Annotated in this window: 18 protein-coding genes and 4 pseudogenes; 19 read left to right on the plus strand and 3 right to left on the minus strand. The window is 60.6% G+C overall.

Translation table 11 applies throughout. The annotated features are described in order from the left end of the window. The 12 genes and pseudogenes from AC0L4F_RS12185 (at position 1) to AC0L4F_RS12240 (ending at position 10,427) form a co-directional block, all read left to right on the plus strand. Positions 1-801 carry a cytochrome c oxidase subunit 3 gene (locus AC0L4F_RS12185; RefSeq protein ID WP_244688759.1) on the plus strand — a complete coding sequence of 267 codons (801 nt, stop codon included), beginning with the start codon at positions 1-3 and terminating at the stop codon, positions 799-801. A 320-nt stretch (positions 802-1,121) separates the two neighbouring features. Beyond that, on the plus strand, positions 1,122-1,799 hold the full coding sequence (locus AC0L4F_RS12190; protein ID WP_244688761.1) for an SURF1 family protein: 678 nt from the start codon (positions 1,122-1,124) through the stop codon (positions 1,797-1,799). A 3-nt stretch (positions 1,800-1,802) separates the two neighbouring features. Next, entirely contained in the window at positions 1,803-3,191 is a 1,389-nt protein-coding gene (gene thrC, locus AC0L4F_RS12195; protein WP_244688764.1) for a threonine synthase, read from the plus strand. Then, positions 3,188-4,451: pseudogene (locus tag AC0L4F_RS12200) on the plus strand (M16 family metallopeptidase). The gene thrC and the pseudogene AC0L4F_RS12200 overlap by 4 nt, the downstream one beginning before the upstream one ends. Beyond that, the gene (locus AC0L4F_RS12205; RefSeq protein ID WP_244688766.1) at positions 4,451-5,038 is read left to right on the plus strand and encodes a GNAT family N-acetyltransferase; all 588 of its coding nucleotides are present in this window, start codon (positions 4,451-4,453) and stop codon (positions 5,036-5,038) included. Before AC0L4F_RS12200 ends, AC0L4F_RS12205 begins: the two are co-directional and overlap by 1 nt. 114 nt (positions 5,039-5,152) lie before the next feature. Then, complete coding sequence (locus AC0L4F_RS12210) at positions 5,153-5,989, plus strand: MBL fold metallo-hydrolase (RefSeq protein ID WP_244688768.1); 837 nt, start codon at positions 5,153-5,155, stop codon at positions 5,987-5,989. Between the two features lie 46 nt (positions 5,990-6,035). After that, positions 6,036-7,459, plus strand: a pseudogene (locus AC0L4F_RS12215) (FAD-binding oxidoreductase). A 171-nt stretch (positions 7,460-7,630) separates the two neighbouring features. After that, positions 7,631-8,152: a peptide deformylase gene (gene def, locus AC0L4F_RS12220; RefSeq protein ID WP_244688770.1), complete on the plus strand. Its 522-nt coding sequence runs from the start codon at positions 7,631-7,633 to the stop codon at positions 8,150-8,152. Continuing rightward, complete coding sequence (def, locus tag AC0L4F_RS12225; protein WP_244688773.1) at positions 8,149-8,685, plus strand: peptide deformylase; 537 nt, start codon at positions 8,149-8,151, stop codon at positions 8,683-8,685. The genes def (AC0L4F_RS12220) and def (AC0L4F_RS12225) overlap by 4 nt, the downstream gene beginning before the upstream one ends. Before the next feature lie 75 nt (positions 8,686-8,760). Next, the gene (def, locus tag AC0L4F_RS12230; RefSeq protein WP_244688938.1) at positions 8,761-9,252 is read left to right on the plus strand and encodes a peptide deformylase; all 492 of its coding nucleotides are present in this window, start codon (positions 8,761-8,763) and stop codon (positions 9,250-9,252) included. A gap of 24 nt (positions 9,253-9,276) precedes the next feature. Beyond that, positions 9,277-10,191: a methionyl-tRNA formyltransferase gene (gene fmt, locus AC0L4F_RS12235; RefSeq protein WP_244688775.1), complete on the plus strand. Its 915-nt coding sequence runs from the start codon at positions 9,277-9,279 to the stop codon at positions 10,189-10,191. Continuing rightward, positions 10,191-10,427 carry a hypothetical protein gene (locus AC0L4F_RS12240; RefSeq protein ID WP_244688777.1) on the plus strand — a complete coding sequence of 79 codons (237 nt, stop codon included), beginning with the start codon at positions 10,191-10,193 and terminating at the stop codon, positions 10,425-10,427. The genes fmt and AC0L4F_RS12240 overlap by 1 nt, the downstream gene beginning before the upstream one ends. A 72-nt stretch (positions 10,428-10,499) precedes the next feature. Here the strand turns inward: AC0L4F_RS12240 and pdxR are convergent, their stop codons facing one another. Together pdxR and AC0L4F_RS12250 are read right to left on the minus strand one after the other, a co-directional pair. Further along, a complete protein-coding gene (pdxR, locus tag AC0L4F_RS12245; protein ID WP_244688779.1) occupies positions 10,500-11,960 on the minus strand; it encodes a MocR-like pyridoxine biosynthesis transcription factor PdxR in 1,461 nt (486 codons plus the stop codon). A 161-nt stretch (positions 11,961-12,121) separates the two neighbouring features. Then, a pseudogene (locus tag AC0L4F_RS12250) lies at positions 12,122-13,517 on the minus strand (aminotransferase family protein). A 373-nt stretch (positions 13,518-13,890) separates the two neighbouring features. On the opposite strand from AC0L4F_RS12250, the gene AC0L4F_RS12255 reads away from it, so the two are divergent. From AC0L4F_RS12255 to AC0L4F_RS12270, 4 genes and pseudogenes are all read left to right on the plus strand, one after another. Continuing rightward, positions 13,891-14,901, plus strand: a complete 1,011-nt coding sequence (locus AC0L4F_RS12255; protein ID WP_244688782.1) for a taurine ABC transporter substrate-binding protein — start codon at positions 13,891-13,893, stop codon at positions 14,899-14,901. Positions 14,902-15,062: 161 nt separating this feature from the next. Then, a complete protein-coding gene (locus AC0L4F_RS12260) occupies positions 15,063-15,869 on the plus strand; it encodes a taurine ABC transporter ATP-binding protein (RefSeq protein WP_244688784.1) in 807 nt (268 codons plus the stop codon). Continuing rightward, positions 15,866-17,129, plus strand: a pseudogene (locus AC0L4F_RS12265) (ABC transporter permease). The gene AC0L4F_RS12260 and the pseudogene AC0L4F_RS12265 overlap by 4 nt, the downstream one beginning before the upstream one ends. A 60-nt stretch (positions 17,130-17,189) precedes the next feature. After that, positions 17,190-18,380, plus strand: coding sequence for an HPP family protein (locus AC0L4F_RS12270; RefSeq protein ID WP_244688786.1), 1,191 nt, complete (start codon positions 17,190-17,192; stop codon positions 18,378-18,380). Positions 18,381-18,497: 117 nt separating this feature from the next. Here the strand turns inward: AC0L4F_RS12270 and AC0L4F_RS12275 are convergent, their stop codons facing one another. Beyond that, on the minus strand, positions 18,498-18,950 hold the full coding sequence (locus tag AC0L4F_RS12275; RefSeq protein WP_244688788.1) for an SH3 domain-containing protein: 453 nt from the start codon (positions 18,948-18,950) through the stop codon (positions 18,498-18,500). A gap of 174 nt (positions 18,951-19,124) precedes the next feature. Between AC0L4F_RS12275 and AC0L4F_RS12280 the strand changes: the two genes are divergently transcribed. The 3 genes from AC0L4F_RS12280 to AC0L4F_RS12290 all read left to right on the plus strand — a co-directional run bounded on the left by AC0L4F_RS12280 (position 19,125) and on the right by AC0L4F_RS12290 (position 21,923). After that, positions 19,125-20,111, plus strand: a complete 987-nt coding sequence (locus AC0L4F_RS12280; RefSeq protein WP_244688791.1) for a 2-hydroxyacid dehydrogenase — start codon at positions 19,125-19,127, stop codon at positions 20,109-20,111. A 158-nt stretch (positions 20,112-20,269) separates the two neighbouring features. After that, positions 20,270-21,208: a DUF4339 domain-containing protein gene (locus AC0L4F_RS12285; RefSeq protein ID WP_244688793.1), complete on the plus strand. Its 939-nt coding sequence runs from the start codon at positions 20,270-20,272 to the stop codon at positions 21,206-21,208. A 133-nt stretch (positions 21,209-21,341) separates the two neighbouring features. Further along, positions 21,342-21,923 carry a hypothetical protein gene (locus tag AC0L4F_RS12290; RefSeq protein WP_244688795.1) on the plus strand — a complete coding sequence of 194 codons (582 nt, stop codon included), beginning with the start codon at positions 21,342-21,344 and terminating at the stop codon, positions 21,921-21,923. The last annotated feature ends 6 nt before the right edge of the window (positions 21,924-21,929 follow it).

Consider the following 21,929-nt stretch of genomic DNA (forward strand, 5'->3'; position numbering starts at 1 on the left):
ATGGCCCATGTTAAAAATCACGACTATCACATTCTGAGCCCCTCGATCTGGCCCTTCCTGGGGGCATTGACTGGGTTTGTCATGCTCTTCGGCGCGGTGCTGATGTTCCACGACAAAGGCCCGTGGATTTTCTTGATCGGCTTGGTTGGCGTGCTCTATGTCATGTTTGCCTGGTGGTCCGAAGTGGTGGCCGAAAGCCATGTTGGCGACCATACGCCGGTGGTGCGGATTGGCCTGAAATACGGTTTCATCCTGTTCATCATGTCCGAAGTGATGTTCTTTGCCGCCTGGTTCTGGACCTTCTTCAAACACGCGATGTATCCGATGGGCCCCAACAGCCCGGCGGTTGATGGCGTTTGGCCCCCTGCGGGCATCGAGACATTTGATGCCTTTCACCTGCCGCTGATCAACACGCTGATCCTGCTGTGTTCCGGTGCGGCCGCCACATGGGCGCACCATGCTTTGGTGCATGAAGACAACCGGGAAGACGTGAAATCGGGTCTGATCATCGCGATTGTTCTGGGTGTGATCTTCACCTTCTTCCAGGCGTATGAATACAGCCATGCGGCCTTTGGCTTCTCTGGCAACATCTATGGCGCGACCTTCTTCATGGCGACCGGGTTCCACGGCGCACATGTGATCATCGGCACGATCTTTTTGTTCGTCTGCCTGTTGCGGGTCTACAAGGGCCATTTCACCTCTGAGGTGCATGTCGGTTTTGAAGCTGCGGCTTGGTACTGGCACTTTGTGGACGTGGTGTGGTTGTTCCTGTTTGCTGCGGTCTACATCTGGGGGGGCTGAGCCCGCCCGATCCTGTGACATGAAAACGCCTGCCCTTGTGGTGGGCGTTTTTGGTTTTGGGCGGTCGTGGCTGGCGGAACTGCCTGTCGCCGACCGGGGCGCGATTTGGCCGCCGCGGGAGAGGGGGCCGCCCCCTCGGCCTGTGGCCTCACCCCCGGGATATTTGGACCAAGAAGAAATTCAGGTGGTTTGATTGGCATTTGTGCCGGACGCCATGGTATCAGTTGTGCGAAGCGGGTTGCATCATGCGTGGGAAACAGGGAAAACCCTTGGCGCATGCGGGCCTGCGCATGTGTGACTTCTTATTTGCACGGGGCTCCATGCAACGTATCCTCTTTGCCTTGATCGTCGGGTTGGCCGGGACAGCGATTCTGGTCGGGCTTGGGCTGTGGCAGTTGCAGCGGCTGGATTGGAAGCAGGGGGTGCTGGCGGCGATTGAAGACCGGATTTCCGCGACTCCGGTCGCGCTGCCCGCGCATCCCGATCCGGTGACAGACAAATACCTGCCTGTTGCGCTGGAGGGGCGGTTTGACAGCGGCGAAATCCATGTTCTGGTCTCGCAGAAACACGTCGGCGCCGGGTACCGGGTGATTGCGCCATTTGTGCTTGAGGATGGGCGCCGCATTCTGGTGGATCGCGGGTTTGTTCCGGTGGTCGCCGTTGACGATGCCCGCCCGATTGGCCCGGCGCGCGTGATCGGCAATCTGCATTGGCCGGATGATCGCAATTCGTCGACCCCGGACAATGATCTGGCGGGCAATATTTGGTTCGCCCGCGATATTGTCGATATGGCCGCAGCACTGGACACCACGCAGGCGTTGGTCATCGCGCGAACATCGGAGCCGGAAGACCCCGCCATCACGCCGCTGCCGGTCGACACGGCCTCGATCCCGAACGACCATTTGCAGTATGTCATCACATGGTTTTCCCTCGCCGCGATTTGGCTGGGGATGACCGGATTCTATATTTACCGTGCGACACGGAACAAGGACGCCTGAGCGATGAAATATATCTCGACAAGGGGCCGCGCCCCGGAACTGACCTTTGAAGAGGCGATGCTAAGCGGGTTGGCGCGGGACGGTGGCCTGTATGTGCCGGCGGAAATCCCGGTGATGCGCAGCGAAGATATCGCGGCGCTGGCAGGGCTGTCTTATGAGGAGGTGGCCTTTCGCGTCATGCGGCCGTTTATTGATGACACCTTCACCGATGCGACGTTGGGCGACATCATTACGCGTGCTTATGCCAATTTTGGCCATGGTGCCCGCGCGCCGCTGGTTCAGCTTGCTCCCAATCATTTCCTGCTGGAATTGTTCCACGGCCCGACCCTGGCGTTCAAGGATTTCGCCATGCAGCTGATCGGTCTGCTGTTTCAGGATGCGTTGAAGCGGCGCGGCGAACGGGTGACGATTGTGGGGGCGACTTCGGGTGATACCGGCAGCGCCGCGATCGAGGCGTTTCGCGGGCTTGATGCGGTGGATGTCTTTATCCTGTTCCCGCATGGCCGCGTCAGCGAAGTACAGCGCCGCCAGATGACCACACCGTCCGAGTCGAATGTGCATGCGCTGGCGATGAACGGCAATTTCGACGATTGTCAGGCGCGTTTGAAGGACATGTTCAACGATTTTGATTTTCGCGACGAAGTCCGCCTTGCCGGGGTCAATTCGATCAACTGGGCGCGGGTTCTGGCGCAGGTGGTCTATTATTTCTCGTCCGCGGTGTCGCTTGGGGCGCCGGGGCGCAGTGTCAGCTTTACCGTGCCCACCGGCAATTTCGGTGACATCTTTGCGGGCTATATTGCCAAACGGATGGGGCTGCCGATTGACCGGCTGGTGGTGGCGACAAACCAGAACGATATTCTGCATCGCTGTCTGTCGTCGGGGGCCTATGCCAAGGATGCGGTGCATGCCTCGATTTCGCCGTCGATGGACATTGAGGTCAGCAGCAATTTCGAACGTGCCTTGTTTGATGCCTATGACCGCGACGGCAATGCCATCGGTCTGCTGATGGAGGAATTGGGCCAGGGCGGGTTCACCGTGTCGCAAGGTGCGCTGCAACGCTTGCGTGAGCATTTTGACAGTGGCCGCGCCAGCGAGGAGGAAACCCTCGCCACGATTGGCACCGCGCAAAACACCATGGGCGAATTGCTCTGCCCGCATTCCGCCGTCGGTGTGAAGGTCGCCGAGGAGATGCGCGATGCAAAAACGCCGATGATTACTCTGGCCACGGCGCATCCGGCCAAGTTCCCGGATGCTGTTGAAAAAGCCACCGGTCTGCGGCCGGGGCTTCCCCAACGGATGGGCAATCTATATGAGCGTCCGGAACGGGTGACGCGGGTGTCAAACGACCTCGCCGCTCTTGAAACCCTCATACGGGAGAAGATCGCCTCTTGACGGTAGAATTGCATACGCTGTCCAACGGTTTCCGCATAGTGACCGAATTTATGCCCGGGCTTGAATCCGCCTCGGTTGGGATCTGGGTGGGGGCCGGGGCGCGGGCCGAACGGGTTGAACAGAACGGGATTGCGCATTTTCTTGAACATATGGCGTTCAAGGGCACCAAGACCCGCAGTGCGTTGCAGATTGCCGAGGCGATCGAGGATGTCGGCGGTTATATCAATGCCTATACCTCGCGCGAGGTGACAGCCTATTACGCCCGTGTGCTGCGCACCGATGTGTCGTTGGCGGTGGATGTGGTGGCGGATATTCTGCTTAACCCGGTCTTTGACCCCAAAGAGATCGAGATCGAGCGCGGTGTGATCCTGCAAGAGATCGGTCAGGCGCTGGACACACCCGACGATGTGATCTTTGACTGGCTTCAGGAACAGGCCTACCCGGATCAACCGCTGGGCCGGTCCATTCTGGGCCCAACCGAACGTGTTCGCGCCTTTGGTCGGGATGACCTGTCGCAATTTGTGACCGAACGGTATGGCCCGGATCAGATGATCCTGTCGGCGGCTGGCGCTGTGGATCATGACGCTTTGGTCCAACAGGCCGAGGCGCTGTTTGGCCATCTTCCGGCGCGCAGCGCGGATGCCGATGTGCCGGCGCGGTTCCACGGCGGCGAAAGCCGCAACATCAAGACCCTGGAACAGGCGCATGTCGCACTGGCCTTTGAAAGCCCGGGCTATCGCGATGATGCGATTTACACCGCCCAGATCTATTCCATTGCGCTTGGCGGCGGCATGTCGTCCCGCCTGTTTCAGGAAATCCGCGAAAGCCGGGGATTGTGCTATACCATCTTTGCCCAGGCCTGGCGCTTATGCCGATACCGGGATGACCACGATCTATGCCGGCACCTCGGGCGGGCAATTGGGGGAATTGCTCGATCTGACCATCGACGAGATGAAGCGCGCCGCGGATGACATGTCCGAGGCCGAGATTGCCCGTGCCCGCGCCCAGATGAAGGCCGGCTTGCTCATGGGGCTGGAAAGCCCGTCAAGTCGGGCAGAGCGGCTGGCGCGGATGATACAGATCTGGAACCGGGTGCCGGACCTGTCTGAAACCATCGCCATGATCGACGCGGTGACCACCGGGGGCGTGCGCGACTTTGCTGGAAATCTCGTATCTGTCGCGCCCTCGGCGCTGGCGCTTTATGGTCCTGTCGACGGTGCCCCGGATCTGGCCGGGCTGAATGCGCGGCGCGCGGCCTGATGCTTCTGTCGCGCCGCCGGATAAGGCTTGAAACCCATCGTCTATCCCTGCGGGCCCCGATCCATTCGGATTTCCGCGATTGGTCGGGGTTGCGCGCCACCAGCGAAGCCTTCCTGACCCCGTGGGAACCGACATGGGCCAGCGACCACCTGAGCCGCAAGAGCTTTACCAACCGGGTCTATTGGGCACAGCGCGCCATCACCAATGGCACCGCCGTGCCGTTGTTCATCATCCGGCGTCAGGACAATGCACTGCTGGGGGCCATCACCCTCGACAATATCCGCCGCGGACCGGCGCAGGCCGGAACTCTGGGGTATTGGATCGGTGCGCCCTACGCGCGCCAGGGCTATATGCGCGAGGCAATACTGGGATTGGTGCATCACGCCTTTACCAAAATGGATCTGTCGCGCATCGAAGCGGCCTGCCTGCCGGAAAACGCGGCCTCGCGCGGGTTGCTTGAGCGTTCGGGTTTCAAATACGAAGGCGTGGCGCAAAGCTACCTGCAAATCAACGGTCGCTGGCGCACCCATGTTCTTTATGCTGCCTTGCGGGTCGACCGTCGCGGCAAGACCGATGCCGGTCTCTGACGCCGCTGTTTCGGGCGATCCGGGCTTCTTCTCTTTGAAAATACGCATCTGCCCCATCAACACCGCGTGACCCGCGCGCGAATCGCGTTACCCTTTGCAAAAAGAGGTGACCTGATGTTGCGCTTTATCCTGCCGTTCCTTGTGCTCTTTGCCAATTCAAGCCACGCTCAGACCCGCGAGCTTGATCGCCGACCCAGCCATTGCATCGCCATTGCCGATGCGGCGCCGGGGGTCGAATATCTTCACCGGGCGGCCTGGCGCGATCCGGTGCCGCAATATTCCGTGCGCATCCATTATATCCAGCATGCGGCCTTTCTGATTCAGACCCAGGGCGGGCTGAACGCGGTGACCGATTTCACCGGTTTTATCGGCACCACCAAAATGATCCCCGATGTGGTGACCATGAACCATGCCCATTCAAGCCATTGGACCGCCGCCCCCGATCCGGCCATACCACATGCGCTGCCCGGTTGGGGCACGCCCTTTGGCACAGGCATCGAACATTACCTCGATCTGGGCGAAATGCTGGTGCGCAATGTATCGACCGACATCCGTTCGGGCAGCGGCATGGAACCCAAGGGAAATTCGATTTTCGTGTTCGAAGTCGAAGGCCTTTGCATTGGCCATCTGGGCCATTTGCATCATGAACCGGATGATCGGCAATATGCCGCTTTGGGGCGGCTTGATGTGGTGATGGCGCCGGTGGACGGCGGGATGACCGTGGATCTGGCCACCATGATCCGTATCCTGAAGCGATTGAAATCCTCTGTCGTGATTCCGATGCATTGGTTTTCCGATTATGGCCTGAACCAATTTGCCGCTGGCATGGCGGATGAATTTGACATCCAGCGCCCCGGGGGGGCGTCGATTGAACTGTCGCTTGCCACCTTGCCATCCCGGCCAACCGTGGTCATTCTGCGCCCTGACTGGTTGCGCGACACAGACCAGTAACGCCCGCTTTATCAATGATCTGGACCGCGCGGGCAGGAGGAAAACCATGCCTGAGACACCCCGCGACCTTTCACCGGTGACCGCAGATTTTCTTGCGGCCCTGGCCGGTGATTTGCCCGATGATACGATCCGCGCGGCAGATCCACGCTATCTCGAAGAGCCGCGCGGCCGTTGGCAGGGCCAACCAGCATATCTCGCCCGTCCGCGCAAAGTAGAGGAGGTCGCGACCCTGATCACGGCGTGCAACGCCGCGCGGATTGGCGTCTTGCCCTATGGCGGCGGCACCGGGTTGGTGGGCGGACAGGTCAAGCCCGACGGCCCGGCGCCGTTGATCCTGTCGCTCGAGCGGATGAATGCGATCCGCGCGGTCCATCCCCAGGAAAACGTGCTGATTGCCGAGGCGCCATCCTTGCCGATATCCAGACCGCGGCCGAGGACGTCAATCGCCTGTTCCCGCTCTCTCTCGCGTCAGAGGGCAGCGCACGCATCGGCGGTTGTCTTGCGACCAATGCTGGCGGGGTCAACGTGCTGCGGTATGGCAACACCCGTGCGCTGTGTCTCGGGCTCGAGGCGGTCTTGCCCGACGGCACCATCTGGCATGGGCTGAAACGGCTTTACAAAGACAACACCGGATATGACCTGAAACAGCTCCTGATCGGCGCAGAGGGCAGCCTCGGCGTGATCACCGCCGCTTGCCTGCGCCTGTCGCCAAAACCCGCCACCACCGGCACCGCGATGATCGTGGTCGAAAGCCCCAGCGCGGCGCTGTCCCTCCTGGCGCTGGCGCGCGACATCGCCGGCGAAACCATTTCGGCGTTTGAACTGATCAGCGAAATGTCATTGAACTTCCTGTCCGAAACATTGCCGGACATCCGCCAGCCATTTGCGGAAAAACCCGGCTGGATGGTGCTGATCGAATTGGGCATGGGCAAAGGGGACGATCCCGCAGCGGCCCTCGAGACTATCTTTACCGCCGCGCTGGAGGCCGGCCTCGCCAGCGATGGCGTGATTGCGCAAAGCGTCGGCCAACGGGCCGATTTCTGGGCGCTGCGCGAACATATCCCGGTGGCGAACAAGGCAATTGGCTCCATTTCCTCGCATGACATCGCGCTGCCGCTTGGTGTGGTGGCCGATTTCATCGCCACAGCCCCGGAAAAATTGGCCGGTTTCGGTGACATACGCATCAACTGCTTTGGCCATTTGGGCGACGGAAACCTGCATTACAATGTCTTCCCCGCCAAAGGGCAGAGCAAATCCGACTTCGCCGATCATCGCGCCGCGATCCAGCAAACCGTCCATGATCTCTGCGTTGCAATGGGCGGCTCCTTCAGCGCGGAACATGGGGTCGGCCGGCTGAAAGTGGCGGATTTGGAACGCTATGCTGATCCGGCAAAACTGGCGGCCATGCGCGCCATCAAAGTGGCATTGGATCCAAACGGAATCATGAACCCGGGCGCTGTCCTGCGCTGATGCCGACCGGGACAAATGCGCCCGTCTTTCTCCTGGATCAAAATATCCCAGGGGTGAGGCCAAAGGCCGAGGGGGCTGGCCCCCTTCTGCCCTGCCGGTCATGTGGCATTTCCACAGTTCAGGCGCAGGCCGTCATTGCGCTTTTGACCAAGCTGTCCTAGATCACAGCACATGAAATTGCCCATTCTCATCCACCCCGACCCGCGGCTGAAAAAGCCTTGCTCAGCCGTTGATGATATTTCCGACGACCTGCGCAGGCTGGCCGACGACATGCTGGATACAATGTATCAGGCGCCCGGCATTGGCCTGGCCGCGCCACAAATCGGCGTGTTGAACCGGCTGATTGTGTTGGATTGTGAAAAAGACGAAACTGCACCACCAAAACCCTTGGTGATGTTCAATCCTGAAATTGTCGTCAGCTCCGAAGATCTCAACACCTATGAAGAGGGCTGTTTGTCGATCCCGGATCAATATGCGGATGTCACCCGTCCAGAGGCCGTGCAGGTGCGCTGGCTGGATCGCGACGGTAATGTGCAGGAACAGGAATTTGACGGTCTTTGGGCGACCTGCGTACAGCACGAAATCGACCATCTGGACGGCAAATTGTTCATTGATTACCTCAAGCCGCTGAAACGCCAGATGATCACCCGCCGGATGCAGAAGCTGAAACGCGAACGGGCGCGTTCCGCGTGACGGTGCTGGCGATCCGGCTCTGGCCGGACCCGATATTGCAAACCAACTGCCTGCCTGTGGCCAAAGATGGGGCCAGCGATGGGGCCAGAGATGGCGCCGGTGATGTGGCGACATTGGTGCAGGATATGTTGGAAACAATGTATGACGCACCGGGCCGGGGGCTGGCCGCGCCCCAGGTCGGGGTTGCTCTGCGTCTGTTCGTGATGGATTGCGCATGGAAAACGGGTCCGCGCCAGCCCATGGTCTGCATCAATCCTGAAATCATTCAGGCCTCGGAAACCCGTGTCGGCGGCGAAGAAGGCTGTCTGTCGATCCCGGGTGTAAGTGCTGATGTGATGCGGCCCGCGCAGATTGTCCTGCGGTTCACGGATGCGGATGGCACCCGTCAGGAACGTGAACTGTCGGGGATCGAGGCGAAATGCGCCCAACACGAATTGGACCATTTGAACGGTCGCGTGATTTTCGATCACCTGCCGCCAGACGCCGCTCAGGATCTGGCCGCCGAATACGCCCGGGCCCAAACGACCGGTTGATCTGAGACCCGGCCCGCTGGTGGGCGGGTGCAGGTCTCTCTTGCTTCGGCCGCTGTGCTGCCTTACCTCGCGCATATGACCCGTAAAGTTATTCCCTGGCCAGACAAACGTCTGCGCACCGCCGCCGCCCCGGTGACAGAAATCACCGATGACATTCGCAGTCTCTGGGATCAGATGATTGCGGTGATGGAGGAAATGCCCGGTGTCGGTCTGGCCGCCCCGCAATTGGGCGACATGCTGCGGCTTGCCGTTGTCGACGCGTCAGAGGAACGCGGCCAGGTAATCCGCATGGCCAATCCGGAAATTCTGCATGCCTCTGTGCAGCTGCGCGAGCATGAAGAGGCAAGCCCCAATCTCCCCGGTGTTTCGGCGAAAATCGCCCGCCCGCGCGCGGTGACCGTGCGCTACATGAACGAGGCCGGCGAGATCGAGGATCGGGATCTGGTCAGCCTGTGGGCCACATCGGTGCAGCATCAGATCGACCATCTGAACGGGCGCATGTATTTTGACCATTTGAGCAAGGTCAAACGCGATATGCTGATCCGCAAGGCGCGCAAGGCAAAATAGGAACACCGAGATGAGGGATTCGCAATGAGAGTGATCTTCATGGGCACGCCGGATTTCTCGGTGCCGGTGCTGGATGCACTGGTGGATGCGGGCCACGACATTGCCGCGGTCTATTGCCAGCCGCCGCGCCCCGCCGGGCGGGGCAAAAAAGAGCGCCCGACACCGGTGCACGCCCGCGCCGAGGCGCTGGGCCTGGAGGTGCGCCACCCGGTGTCCTTGAAATCCCAAAGCGCGCAGGCCGATTTCGCCGCCTTGAAGGCCGATATTGCGGTTGTTGTCGCCTATGGTTTGATCCTGCCGCAGGCGACGCTGGATGCGCCAACCCATGGCTGTCTGAACATTCACGCGTCTTTGCTGCCGCGATGGCGCGGGGCGGCGCCGATCCACCGCGCGATCCTTTCCGGCGACGCGCAAACCGGGGTCTGTATCATGCAGATGGAGGCCGGATTGGACACGGGGCCGGTGTTGTTGCGCGAAGACACGCCAATTACCGCCGCCGATACCACCGCCGCGCTGCACGATCGTCTGTCTGCCGTTGGCGCGCGGTTGATCGTCGAGGCGCTTGATCAGCTCCCCACGCTGAAGCCCGAGGCCCAGCCGGATGACGGCGTGACCTATGCGGCCAAGATCGACAAGGCGGAGGCCGCGATTGATTGGTCGCGACCGGCGGCTGATATTGATCGCCAAATCCGGGGGCTGTCGCCCTTTCCCGGGGCCTGGACCGTGATTGGCGAGACGCGGGTGAAAATCCTGATGTCCGAATTGGCAGAAGGACAGGGCGATGCCGGTATCCTTCTGGATGATCAGATCACCGTCGCCTGTGGTACAGGCGCGCTGCGTCTGATGACCCTGCAAAGGGCGGGCAAGGGCGCACAGGATGCGGCCACCTTTCTGCGCGGCATGCCACTGCCTGCGGGGACAAAGCTGGGGGAAAACTGATGTTTCCGGTGTTGATTGGGACGGTGGTGATCGCCGGGATCGTTGGATATATCTCGGAAAAATCGCGATTCACCCACAACGGCTATGTGCAAAGCATCATCATTTGCATCGGTGGGGCGTTTTTGTTCTATTTTGTGCGGCTGATGTTTGGCTTTGGGTTTGCCTCGCCGGGGGTGAATGCAATCCTGTCGTCCATCGGGGCGTTGATCATCGTGCCAACCCATTGGCGGCGCTAGGGCGCGCGGGGGCCGGGACCGTGGTCAGCCGGAGTTGTTTTTAGCCGGAGCTGTTATTAGCCGGAGCCGGTTTTAGCCAGAGCCGGTGATTGCGCGCGCAATCAGGGCGATACCGGCGGGAATCCGGGCTGTCGGGATCGAAGAATACCCAAGACGGTAGTAATTTCGCGGCACGTCCTCGCCCGAGAAAAAGCTGTGACCGGGTTCGATCAGAACCGATTGCGCCCGAAGACGGTCCGCCAGCTGCCGGGTGTCGATCCGGTCAGGCGCCCGCATCCAGAAGGACGAGCCGCCAGACCCGGTCTGACCCACCACCTCCAGCCCCGCTTCGGCAATTGCGGCCCCCATTGCGGTGCACCGTTCATGCAGTGCACGGGCCTGTCGGCGCATCAGCGCATCATAGTGACCCAGGCCGAGGAAATAGGCGGTGGTGCGTTGGATATGGCCGGGAGGATGGCGCAAAACGCTGGTGCGGCGCGCGCGGGCCTCGCGGATGAAGGGTTCTGATCCCACAAGATAGCCAAGCCGCAGCCCCGGAAACAGGGATTTCGAAAAAGAGCCGACGTAGATCACCCGCCCATCCCGGTCGAGTGATTTCAACGCCGGATGCGCGGAATTCTGAAAGGACATTTCGTAGTCATAATCGTCTTCCACGATCAATGCGTTCATCTCGCGTGCGCGGTCGAGCAATGTTTCGCGGCGATCAATCGGCATGGTGGCAGAGGTCGGGCTGTGGTGGCTGGGGGTGGCGAAAATGACATCGGCGCGGTCGGGCAGGGCGTCCGGTTGCAGCCCGTGTTGATCGACGCTGACAGGCGCCAATTGACAGCGGGCCTGAAGTAGCATGTCGCGTAACGCCGGATAGCAGGGGTCTTCGATGGCCGCCACGCGCCGTCGCGTGAGCAGGACCTGCGCAGCCAGCCAAAGGGCGTTTTGCGCCCCCATGGTGACCAGAATCTCCTCGGGTTTGGCATGAATACCACGGCGTGGCAGCGTGTGACGCGCGATGAAGGCGATCAATTCGGGATCGTCCTGATCATAGTAATCCGAAGTCAGCGCATTGAAATCCCGCGCGCCGAGGGCCCGCAGCGCGCAAAGCCGCCAATTTGCGTGATCAAACAGCGTGGCATCGGCCTGGCCATAGACAAAGGGGTATTTGTAGCGTGCCCAATCCATCGGTTTGAGCGCCTCTGCCCGGGCGGCAAACCGGGTGCCAAGCGCGCGGTTCCAGTCGACCGCATCCTGACGCTCTGGAAGGGGGAAGTCCGGCGGGCCGGGCGCGTTTTGCGAGACAAAATATCCCGACCGTCCGCGGGATGTGAGATAATCGCCGGCCACCAGTTCGGTATAGGCCAGCGTGACGGTGATCCGACTGACCCCGAGATGTGTGGCCAGGCGGCGTGTTGAGGGCAGCTTCTCGCCCTGGGCCAGGCGACCGGCCAGGATACCCTGGGCGATCATCTGCTGGATGCGCACCTGGAGGGTGCCCTGAGCATGGGGATCAAGAGAGAGAGCTTCGACAGGAACGGCCATGCGCCCAACCTAGGCTGGACTTAGGGGAGGTGCAATCTGGACTTAAGTGTTCGGGGCATCTGGTGTCGACGCGCCCTTGCGCGCCGACAGCCTGGGGGGCCAGCCCCCCAGACCCCCCGGGGATATTTTCGGTCAGATGAAATTCAGGACCGTGGATGGTTTCAGCCAGCGAAGACCCGGCCAAGTGCGCCATCGACCGCTGTGACAATCTCGTCGATATTGTCCTTGTTGGCGATCAGGGCCGGGCTGAAGCAGAGCGTGTTGTTGTAGCCGGGCACCGACCGGTTGGTGGCGCCGATGATCACGCCCTGGCGGCCACAATCCGCGACCACGGCCTGTACCTGTGCTTCGGCCACCGGGGTTTTGTCTTCGCGGTTTTGAACCAGTTCCGCGCCAAGGAACAGACCCTTGCCGCGCACATTCCCGATGACGGGATGCCGGTCCGACAGATCGGCCAGCGCATCCAGCATGTAGTTGCCCATGGCGGTGGTGTTTTCCAACAGGTTTTCTTCTTCGATGATTGCCAGGTTTTCCAGCGCCGCCGCCGGGCCGGCAGTGCAGCCGCCAAAGGTGGAAATGTCGCGGAAATAGTTCAGCGGATCGGCCGGGGTGTCCTTGAACTGGTCAAACACGTCATCGCGGGTCACCAGGCAGGCGATGGCGGCATAGCCGGAGGCCACGCCCTTGGCCATGGTTACGAAATCCGGCTCTACGCCATAATGCTGGTAGCCGAACCAGGCGCCGGTACGGCCCACGCCGCAGACGACCTCGTCTATGTGCAACAGGATGTCGTATTTGCGGCAAATCTCCTGCACTTTTTGCCAGTAGCCTTCGGGGGGCGTGATCACGCCGCCGCCGGCGGTCACCGGTTCCAGGCACAATGCGCCCACCGTGTCGGGGCCTTCGCGCAATATCGTGGCTTCGATTTGCTCTGCCGCCCAGACGCCATAGTTTTCGACGGGTGCGCCGTCCTGTTCATGGCGGCGATATTCCATGCAATGGGGCACACGGACGAAACCGGGGGTAAAGGGGCCGTATTGTGCGCCACGCTCGTCCTGGCCACCAGCCGACAGGCAAGCGATGGTCGTGCCGTGATAATCGCGGTCGCGGTAGAGGATCTTGTGTTTCTTGCCGCCGTATTTCTTGTGCGCGATCTGGCGCACCATCTTGAACGCCTTTTCGTTCGCTTCGGACCCGGAGTTGCAATAATAAACGCGGGACATGCCCGGCATCTTGGCCAAAAGCGCCTCGGCAAAGCGGGACCCGGGGACAGAGGCTGGCCGACCCGGCGAAATAGTTCAGCTTGATCAGCTGGTCACGCACCGCATTGGCAATTCGTTCCCGGCCATAGCCGACATTGACCGTCCAGACACCGCCCGAGACCGCGTCAAGGAATTTGGTGCCGTTTTGATCCCAAACATGCATGCCGCGGCCTTCGATGATGATCCGCGGGTCGGTGGTTTCCAGCGATTTGTGCTGGGTCAGATGGTGCCAGATATGGGCCTTGTCCGCCGCAATCACCTGGCTGATGTCATTTTCACTGAATGTGCCGTCCATTGCGCCACCTTTTAACTTGTTTGAAAGACCTAGGGCGGCGCACCCAAGGGCCGCCGCGTTACGTCACACAAGCCGTAATATGCGGCAATGGATAGGGCCAAAACCCGCTCTCTCGTAAGTCCAGTTTTGGGTGGTGGATTTATTTCTACAATTTGGCGGAATGATAAGGTGTTGATAACAGGAAGGAAGTGATCGTTTAATTGACGGGCGGCAATTTATCCTTTGGGTCTGGGTAAAATATTTTCGTTGATCGGTCACAGGAATTCCGGTCGGATTGAAATTGCGCATGTGGCCAACCCCATGCGTGGCCGGATCTGCCTTGGCCAAGAAAGAAAAGCCGCAAATGCGGCGGGACCAACACGGGGAAGACAATATGAAACAGATGCACAAGATCCTGAGCTCGGTCGCCGGTCTGGCGCTGGTGGCCTCGGCGCAGGCCGGTTTGGCCGCGAGCCATAGCGGAGAGATCACTGTCGGCTACTTCCTGGAATGGCCGATGCCGTTTCAATATGCCAAACAGATGGGCACCTATGACGATGCGCTGGGCATGACTGTGAACTGGGTCAGCTTTGATACCGGCACCGCGATGTCGGCGGCGATGGCGTCGGGGGATGTCCAATTGTCGGTCAGCCAGGGGTTGCCGCCGTTTGTGGTGGCCACGTCGGCCGGTCAGGATCTTCAGATCCTGGATATTGCGGTCAGCTATTCCGACAATGACAATTGCGTGGTGCGCGAGGATCTGGAAATCGACAAGATGTCCGCCGGCGAGCTGGCGGGCAAGAAAGTGGCCGTGCCGCTGGGCACTGCGGCGCATTTCGGTTTCCTAAAACAGATGAACCATTTCGGCGTCGATATTGCCAGCATGGATGTGGTCGACATGGCACCGCCAGATGGCGCGGCGGCGATTGCCCAGGGCGCGGTGGATATGGCCTGTGGTTGGGGTGGATCGCTGTTGCGGATGAAAGAGCACGGCAATGTGCTGTTGACCGGCCCGGAAAAAGAGGCGCTTGGCATTCTGGTGTTTGACGCCACCACGGGGCAGGCCTCCTGGATTGCGGAAAATTCTGATACGGTCGCGGCTTTCCTGAAGGTGACGGCAGATGCCAATGCCATGTGGGCGGATGAAGCCGATCACGCCGAAATGCTGCCGATGATTGCCAAGGATGCCGGGATGGAGGAAGAGGCGGCGATGAATTCGTTGTCGACCTTTGTGTTCCCGCCGCTTGCCGATCAATTGGGCGAGAAATGGCTGGGCGGCGGCGTGCAGACCTTTATGAAGGGCGTGGCCGATGTCTTTGTTGCGGCGGGGGCGATTGACGCCGCGCTTGGGTCATATGATGCGGCCGTGAATGCCGGGCCGATCACCGCTGCGGGTGAAATGTAAACGAATCTCGCGCCGCTCTTTGCGCCGGTGCAGCAATGCATCGCGAAAAGGCCCGCAAGGGCCGCGGAGCGGCGCGTTTGCATGACAGTCAAGCGCCGGACATCTGCGGCGCATTTGGCTGTCCTGTACAACACGCAGAAACCGAGCGGAAAAGGCGGGCCATGTCGGGATTGTTGATCGAAAATTTGTCCATGCGGTTTGACCTGCCCAATGGTGGGCATGTTCAGGCGCTACAGGATGTGTCGCTGGATCTGGCGGCGGGGGAATTGCTGTCGGTCCTGGGGCCATCTGGCTGTGGCAAGACCACGCTGTTGAATATCGTCGCGGGATTTCTGGCCCCGACGGATGGGCAAATCACCCTGAATGGACATGCGGTCATCGGGCCGGATGCCGAACGGGGCATGGTGTTTCAGCAGGGCGCATTGTTCGAATGGATGTCGGTGCGCGAAAACGTCAGTTTCGGTCCCCGGATGAAGGGCCAGCGCGAACAGGAATATGGCCAGGCGGTTGATCATCTTCTCGATATTGTCGGGCTGCAGGATTTCAAGGAAAAGGCGATTTACGAACTGTCGGGGGGCATGCAGCAGCGGGTTGCGCTGGCGCGCTGTCTGGCCAATGACCCGGATGTCATTTTGATGGATAAGCCGCTGGGCGCGCTGGATGCGCTGACCCGCGAGAAGATGCAGTCGCTGGTGCTGAAACTGTGGAAAGAGACCGGCAAGACGATCATCCTGATCACCCATTCGGTGGAAGAGGCGCTGTTGCTGGGGGAACGTCTTTTGGTGATGGCGCCACGGCCGGGGCGAATTCACCGCGAATATCGGCTGCCCTTTGCTGATCTCGGGGTGGGGCAGGACCTGCGCGAGGTCAAGAAACATCCCGAATTCGCAACACGGCGCGAGGAAATTTTGGGCATGATCTGGGATATGGAAGAGGAAATCATGGGCCGATCGGAGGCAGATCAATGATTATCCTGCTGATTTACATCGCTATTTTCGTTGGCGCATTCTTTCTTGTGCGGTTGATCGTTGACCAGACGGCCAATGGGTATACCGCGCGCAAGACGGTGACATTTGGCGATGAAAGCGCTGTCACCTCGAACCGGATTGCCAGCGTGATTTCGGTTCTGGCGATCTTTGTGCTGTGGGGGGCTTTTACCGGCTCGGCCCTGTTGCCGGGTTCCTGCATGCGCCCGGCCCATTCGAAGGGCTGGCCAAAATGGAATACACCGCCAGTGCCGATGATGGCAGCACGGATGACGCGACAATCACCGTGCTCGTGCATCGTCTGGGGGCGGATGATACCCTGCCTGAAATCGACCCGGGCGAGGGGTGGGCCAAGAATGATGCCTTTGCCATTGGGGCCTGGCGGTCAGGATTGATGCGGGTGGACCGCAATGACGAAAAAGGCCGTGATGTCGGGCATCAGGTGATTGCCGTCAATGGCACACCGATTGCGCCGGGCGGTCAGGTTCAGACCGAATTTGGTCGGGTTGGCATGTCGCCCAAAGGCACGCTGAATTTCGAACCTACCAAAGGTTGGCAGATGGAGCCGATCTGGTTGCCATCGCCAGAGGCGGTGATGGCCCGTTTGAAAGACATTGCCAGCGAGGGGTATCGTGGATCGACCCTGTGGCAGCATCTTGGGTTTTCCTTGTTTCGTGTGGTTGTCGGTTTTGCTCTTGGGGCTTTGGTGGGCATTCCGCTTGGCTATGCCATGGGGCTGTCAGGCTGGTTCCGGGGCTGGTTCGATCCGATTGTCGAATTCATGCGACCGGTGCCGCCATTGGCGTTGATCCCTCTGGTGATCATCTGGGCCGGGATTGGCGAGGCGGGCAAGATCATCCTGTTGTTCCTCGCTGCGCTCTGGATCATGGCAATCGCCGCACGGGCCGGGGTGTCGGGGGTGAACATCACCAAGGTCCACGCGGCCTATTCCCTTGGGGCCAGCAAGTTTCAGATCATGCGCTATGTGATTGTGCCCAATTCCCTGCCGGAAATCTTCACCGGTGCGCGGGTGGCGATGGGGGTCTGCTGGGGACGGTGGTCGCCGCCGAACTGGTGGCGGCGGAAAAGGGCGCAGGCATGATGATCATGGTCGCCTCCAAGTTTCAGCTGACCGATATTGTGATCATGGGGATCATTCTGATTGGCATCATCGGCTTTGGCATCGACATGTTGATGCGCCGGGCCGAACGGGTTCTGGTGCCGTGGAAAGGGCGCTCCTGATCGGATTTTCCGCAATCCCGCCGTGGTGCTTGCTTTGATTTTGGGCTAGATGCCTGAAATATGAGCGATAAGAAGACAGATTCTGCTGCAAAGCCGTTTCGCCGATGGCCTGTTCTTTTGCGGGCGTTTGGGCCCGCCGCCGCCGGTGCACCACCGGCCGAAGCCATCAGAGCCGGGCTTGGGGCTTTGGTTGGTCTGGCTTTGGTCGGGCTGCTGACGCTGACGCCCTGGGTCGATCAGACGCTGGGCTTTTATCTGATTGCGCCTTTCGCGGCCAGTTCGGTTCTGTTGTTTGCCGTGCCCAACAGCCCGCTGGCCCAGCCCTGGCAGGCGGTCGTCGGCAATGTCATCGCGGCGGTGGTCGGGGTGGCGGTCTGTCTGCTGGTGACAGAGCCGGTGTTGCGGGTCGCGGTGGCGGTTGGCCTTGCCATCACCTTCATGAGCCTCTGTCGCGCCGTGCATCCCCCGGCGGGGGCGGTGGCGATGACCGCCGCACTGAACCCGGACATGATGGCCGAACAGGGGTTTTTCTTTGCGCTGGTTCCGGTGGCCTTTGGCAGTGTTGTTCTGGTGGTGATTGCCATGGGCTACGCCAGGGCGACCGGGCGCCATTATCCGCTGCGTCAATTTGACGGCCCCAAGGACCACGGCACCCCGGAGCCGGACCCGGTTGCGCGGCTTGGTCTGAGCGAGGCGGAACTGTCAGAGATCCTGGAACAATATCGCCAGACCCTGAATCTGGGGATCGAGGATCTGGCGCGGTTGATTGGCGCGGCAGAGGTGCGGGCCGCCGGGCATCGGACCGGGCCGTTGACGGTGTCGGATATCATGTCCCGTCAATTGGTCACGGTCGCACCGGACACGCGATTGGGTGAGATTGCCGATCTGTTCCGCCAGCACCGGTTCACGGTTTTGCCGGTGGTCGAGGCGGAAAACCGGTTTCTGGGGGTGATCTTTCAAAGCCACCTGATTGACCGCGCGCGGGATGACGCGCTGCGGCTGGAACGCGGTTTTGCGGCGGCCATGGCGCGGCTGTTAGACAATGATCGTGACCGCCCGGCGCGTGCACGTGACATCATGGGGGTGGCCGGTCCCAGAGTGACGCAACATGCGCCAATTGCGGCGGTGGTGCCGATGATGGCGGCAAGTGATTGTGATGCGGTGCCCGTGCTGGATCATGGGCGCATCATCGGCATTGTGACACGCACCGATCTGGTGGCGGCCCTCGCCCGCGAAAGCCTGACGCGCTAGACCGGGGTTCCAAAAGCGGGCGGGCAAAGCCGCATTGAAATCGCTGAGCATCCGCTGTGAAACCCCTGTGGGACTTACGGCATACAGCTGGATCAGCCTGCGCCGTTCGCCGTGGATCTATTCGCGGATCTTATCCGGCGACACGCCCCAAAGCGCGGTCTTTTCCGCCCAGCCCTTGTAGCCACCAGAGGTCAGCCTGCACCATTCGAGGTTGCAATCGCCAAGACGGGCGATCACGCCGCGTTCCAATCGCGCAGCCACCGGCGCACCGGCATCGGCACGTGAATGCAATTCCAGATAATCGTTTTCGACGATAACCGTGCGTGACCCCGACAACAGCGCATAATGCACCCAACCGCCAGCGCCTTCGCGGTCGCGCACCCGGCGCCAGTGGCCATATTCGGCGGTCACCTCAAGCGGCATGTCGCGGCGTTTGAACACCCAATCAATCCGATGGCTGAGCGAGGGGCCGCGCCGCACATTGCCCTCGTTGGCCTTCAGCGACACGAATCTCGGCAGGGGAAGGTTGGTGACGGGTCCACGCTCTTCTGCGGCGGATGCGATTCCCATCCAGAGACTCAAAAAATGGCACCTAATGCGCCTTTTCGCCCGATCCGCGACACCATGTCTTACCCTTGCTCTGCCTGCCAATGGTTTATTCGCCGCGGGGTTCTTGTGCCTCCGCGTGCTCTGCGGCAGTGTGCCAGCAGTTCGACCCGAATGAAAAGAAGGAGCCGGGAGCATATGCCATCAAAACGTCTGAGTGTTGTCGTTACGCGACGCTTGCCCGAGGTGGTAGAGACCCGGATGAAGGAATTGTTCGACGTCTCGCTGCGCGATGACGACACGCCAATGACCCGACAGGAACTTGCCGCGGCGATGCAAGAGGCCGATGTGCTGGTTCCGACCCTGTCGGACACCATCGATTCCGGTTTGATTTCCGGGGCGGGCGAGCGGTTGAAGCTGATTGCCAATTATGGCGCTGGCGTCGATCACGTTGATGTTGAAACCGCACGGCAACGTGGGGTTCTGGTGTCGAACACACCGGGGGTCTCGTCCGAAGATACCGCCGACATGACCATGTCGCTGCTGCTTGCCGTGACCCGGCGCATTCCCGAGGGGCTGGCGCTGATGCAAACCGGTGGCTGGCAGGGCTGGTCGCCGACGGCAATGTTGGGTGGCCGGGTGGGTGGCCGCCGTCTTGGGATTCTGGGCATGGGCCGCATCGGTCAGGCCGTGGCACGCCGCGCCTTGGCCTTTGGCATGCAGGTGCATTATCACAACCGCCGTCGGTTGCGCCCCGAGGTCGAGGAGGCGCTGAACGCCACCTATTGGGAAAGCCTGGACCAGATGGTCGCGCGCATGGACGTGATTTCGGTCAATTGCCCGCATACCCCGTCGACATTCCATCTGATGAACGCCCGGCGGCTGAAGCTGATGAAGCCGGACGCGGTGATCGTCAACACCTCGCGTGGCGAGGTGATCGACGAAAATGCGATGGCGCGGATGTTGAAAGCCGGTGACATCGCCGGGGCAGGGCTGGATGTGTACGAACATGGTGCGGCGGTGAACCCGGATCTGCGTGCCTTGGCCAATGTCGTGTTGCTGCCGCATATGGCTTCGGCGACGTTGGAAGGCCGGATCGAAATGGGGGAAAAGGTCTTGTTGAATATCAAGACCTTTGCCGATGGTCACCGCCCGCCGGATCAGGTCGTGCCCTCGATGCTCTGAACGGACCTGCGTCCCTGATTGCGGGGCGCATCCCGTTGGACCGGGGCAATCCGTCAGTAGCGCGGAATTCTGACAATTGTGGTCCCATCCGCGATTTTTTCGGAGCTTTGGCGAGGCTCTGTTACCCTTTGGTCATTCTGATCAAAGGAGTTCCCGAGATGAGTCTTCGAAATTTGGGCCTTTGGGCCGCAATTGTTGTCACCGGTGTCGGGGTTGGGCTGGTTGCCCCGCTGTCTGGCATGTCCGCGTCGGCGCAGGTGGCGTTTGTCACCCCGGGATTGTTCAATGTGCTGGGCGAAGGCGCAAAACCCGCCGAGGGCGAGACGCCAAAGCCGCCGATTTCCATCGCGCCGAAACCACCGGTCACCGGCAATGACACGCCGGCCAGTGAAAATCCGGCCAGTGAAAATCCGGCCAACGAAAATCCAGCCAGTGATGACACCCCGGTCAAGGTTGTGACCCCGCCACCGCCGCCCAAAACAGAGCCGCCCAAAAACGTGACACCGCCGCCGCCGCCGCCAGAGGTGGTGCTGGCCTATTTCATTGCAGAGGGGGGCGGGTCGACCGGACCTTTCAACGCCAAGGAGCTGGCGCAGAAGGTTGCAAGCGGTGCTTTGACCGGCGACACCTATGTCTGGACCGAAGGCATGGCGGATTGGAAACGCGCCAGGGATGTGCCCGAGCTGCGCGAAATTCTGGCCGCCGCCCCGCCGCCCGAAACGCCGGGTTTTGACGCGGTTGCCTATCTCAGCGGCACGTGGGAATCCGACCCCGAAGCACTGGAAATCCCCGGTGTTCAGACCGCCCGCATTCAGGGCACGGTGCAATACCGGCGCGACAAAACCTATGAAGGGTTCGGAACGCTCAATATGGTGTCCCAGGGCTTTGCCAGTACGTTGAATTTTACCGTCACCGGCACCTATTCCACCCAGAACGAGACCGAAACCGGCTTTGTGCTGACGCTGGATGGCAAGGCGACCTATTTCATGGACACCGGCCCCTTTGTCGAAGTCATCAATGGCGCCTTTCCGATCCAGATTGTTGATCAGAACACGATTACCAATCAAAAAGGCACGCGGTCGCGGCGCATTCGATAGCACGGCGTTTGGGCAATTTGGCCAATGCGCAACAGACCGCGCAGGGCAGGGTGCCCAATCCCGGGCGACGGGTCGACAGCAGGGGCGAAAAGGCTAAAAGTCTTGTGATACTGTTCTTTTACGAGGCTTTGATATGGCGCATTCGACCCGCCGCAGGTTTCTGACGACACTGGCCGCGTCTGGCGTGGCCGCAAGTGGTCTGGCCGGATGTTCCGTCGGCGTGCCGGGCGAGGTACGCCCCGGAACAGAGGTTGAGGTCATGCAGTTGACCCAGGTGATTCAGGCGCTTGGGCACTACGTCAATCCGGCCGAAGCCTATCTTGCCGCCAGTCTGGCCTATTCCGAAACCTATCGTCTTGCCCTCGCTTACGAGATCGAGGATCCGCCGTTGACCCATAACAGCAAGGTCAATCTTGGCATCAAGCCGCGTGGGCTTTGTTATCATTGGGCGGATGATCTGGAGCGGCGTCTGAAACAAGAGCGGTTTCAAACGCTGGCCTTGCACCGCGCGGTGGCCAATTGGGATAATATCCGTCTGGAACACAGCACAGTGATCATAAGCCAACGGGGCGATGACATGTATTCCGGCATCGTGCTGGACCCGTGGCGCAAGGGCGGCAGCCTGACCTGGGTCGCGACGCTGGACGACGCGCGCTATCGCTGGACCCCCCGGGCAGAGGTCTGGCGCATCCGGCGGCAACAAGCGGCGCGTTGAACGGCC

The sequence above is a fragment of the Marinovum sp. J2-8 genome (genome assembly GCF_055808435.1).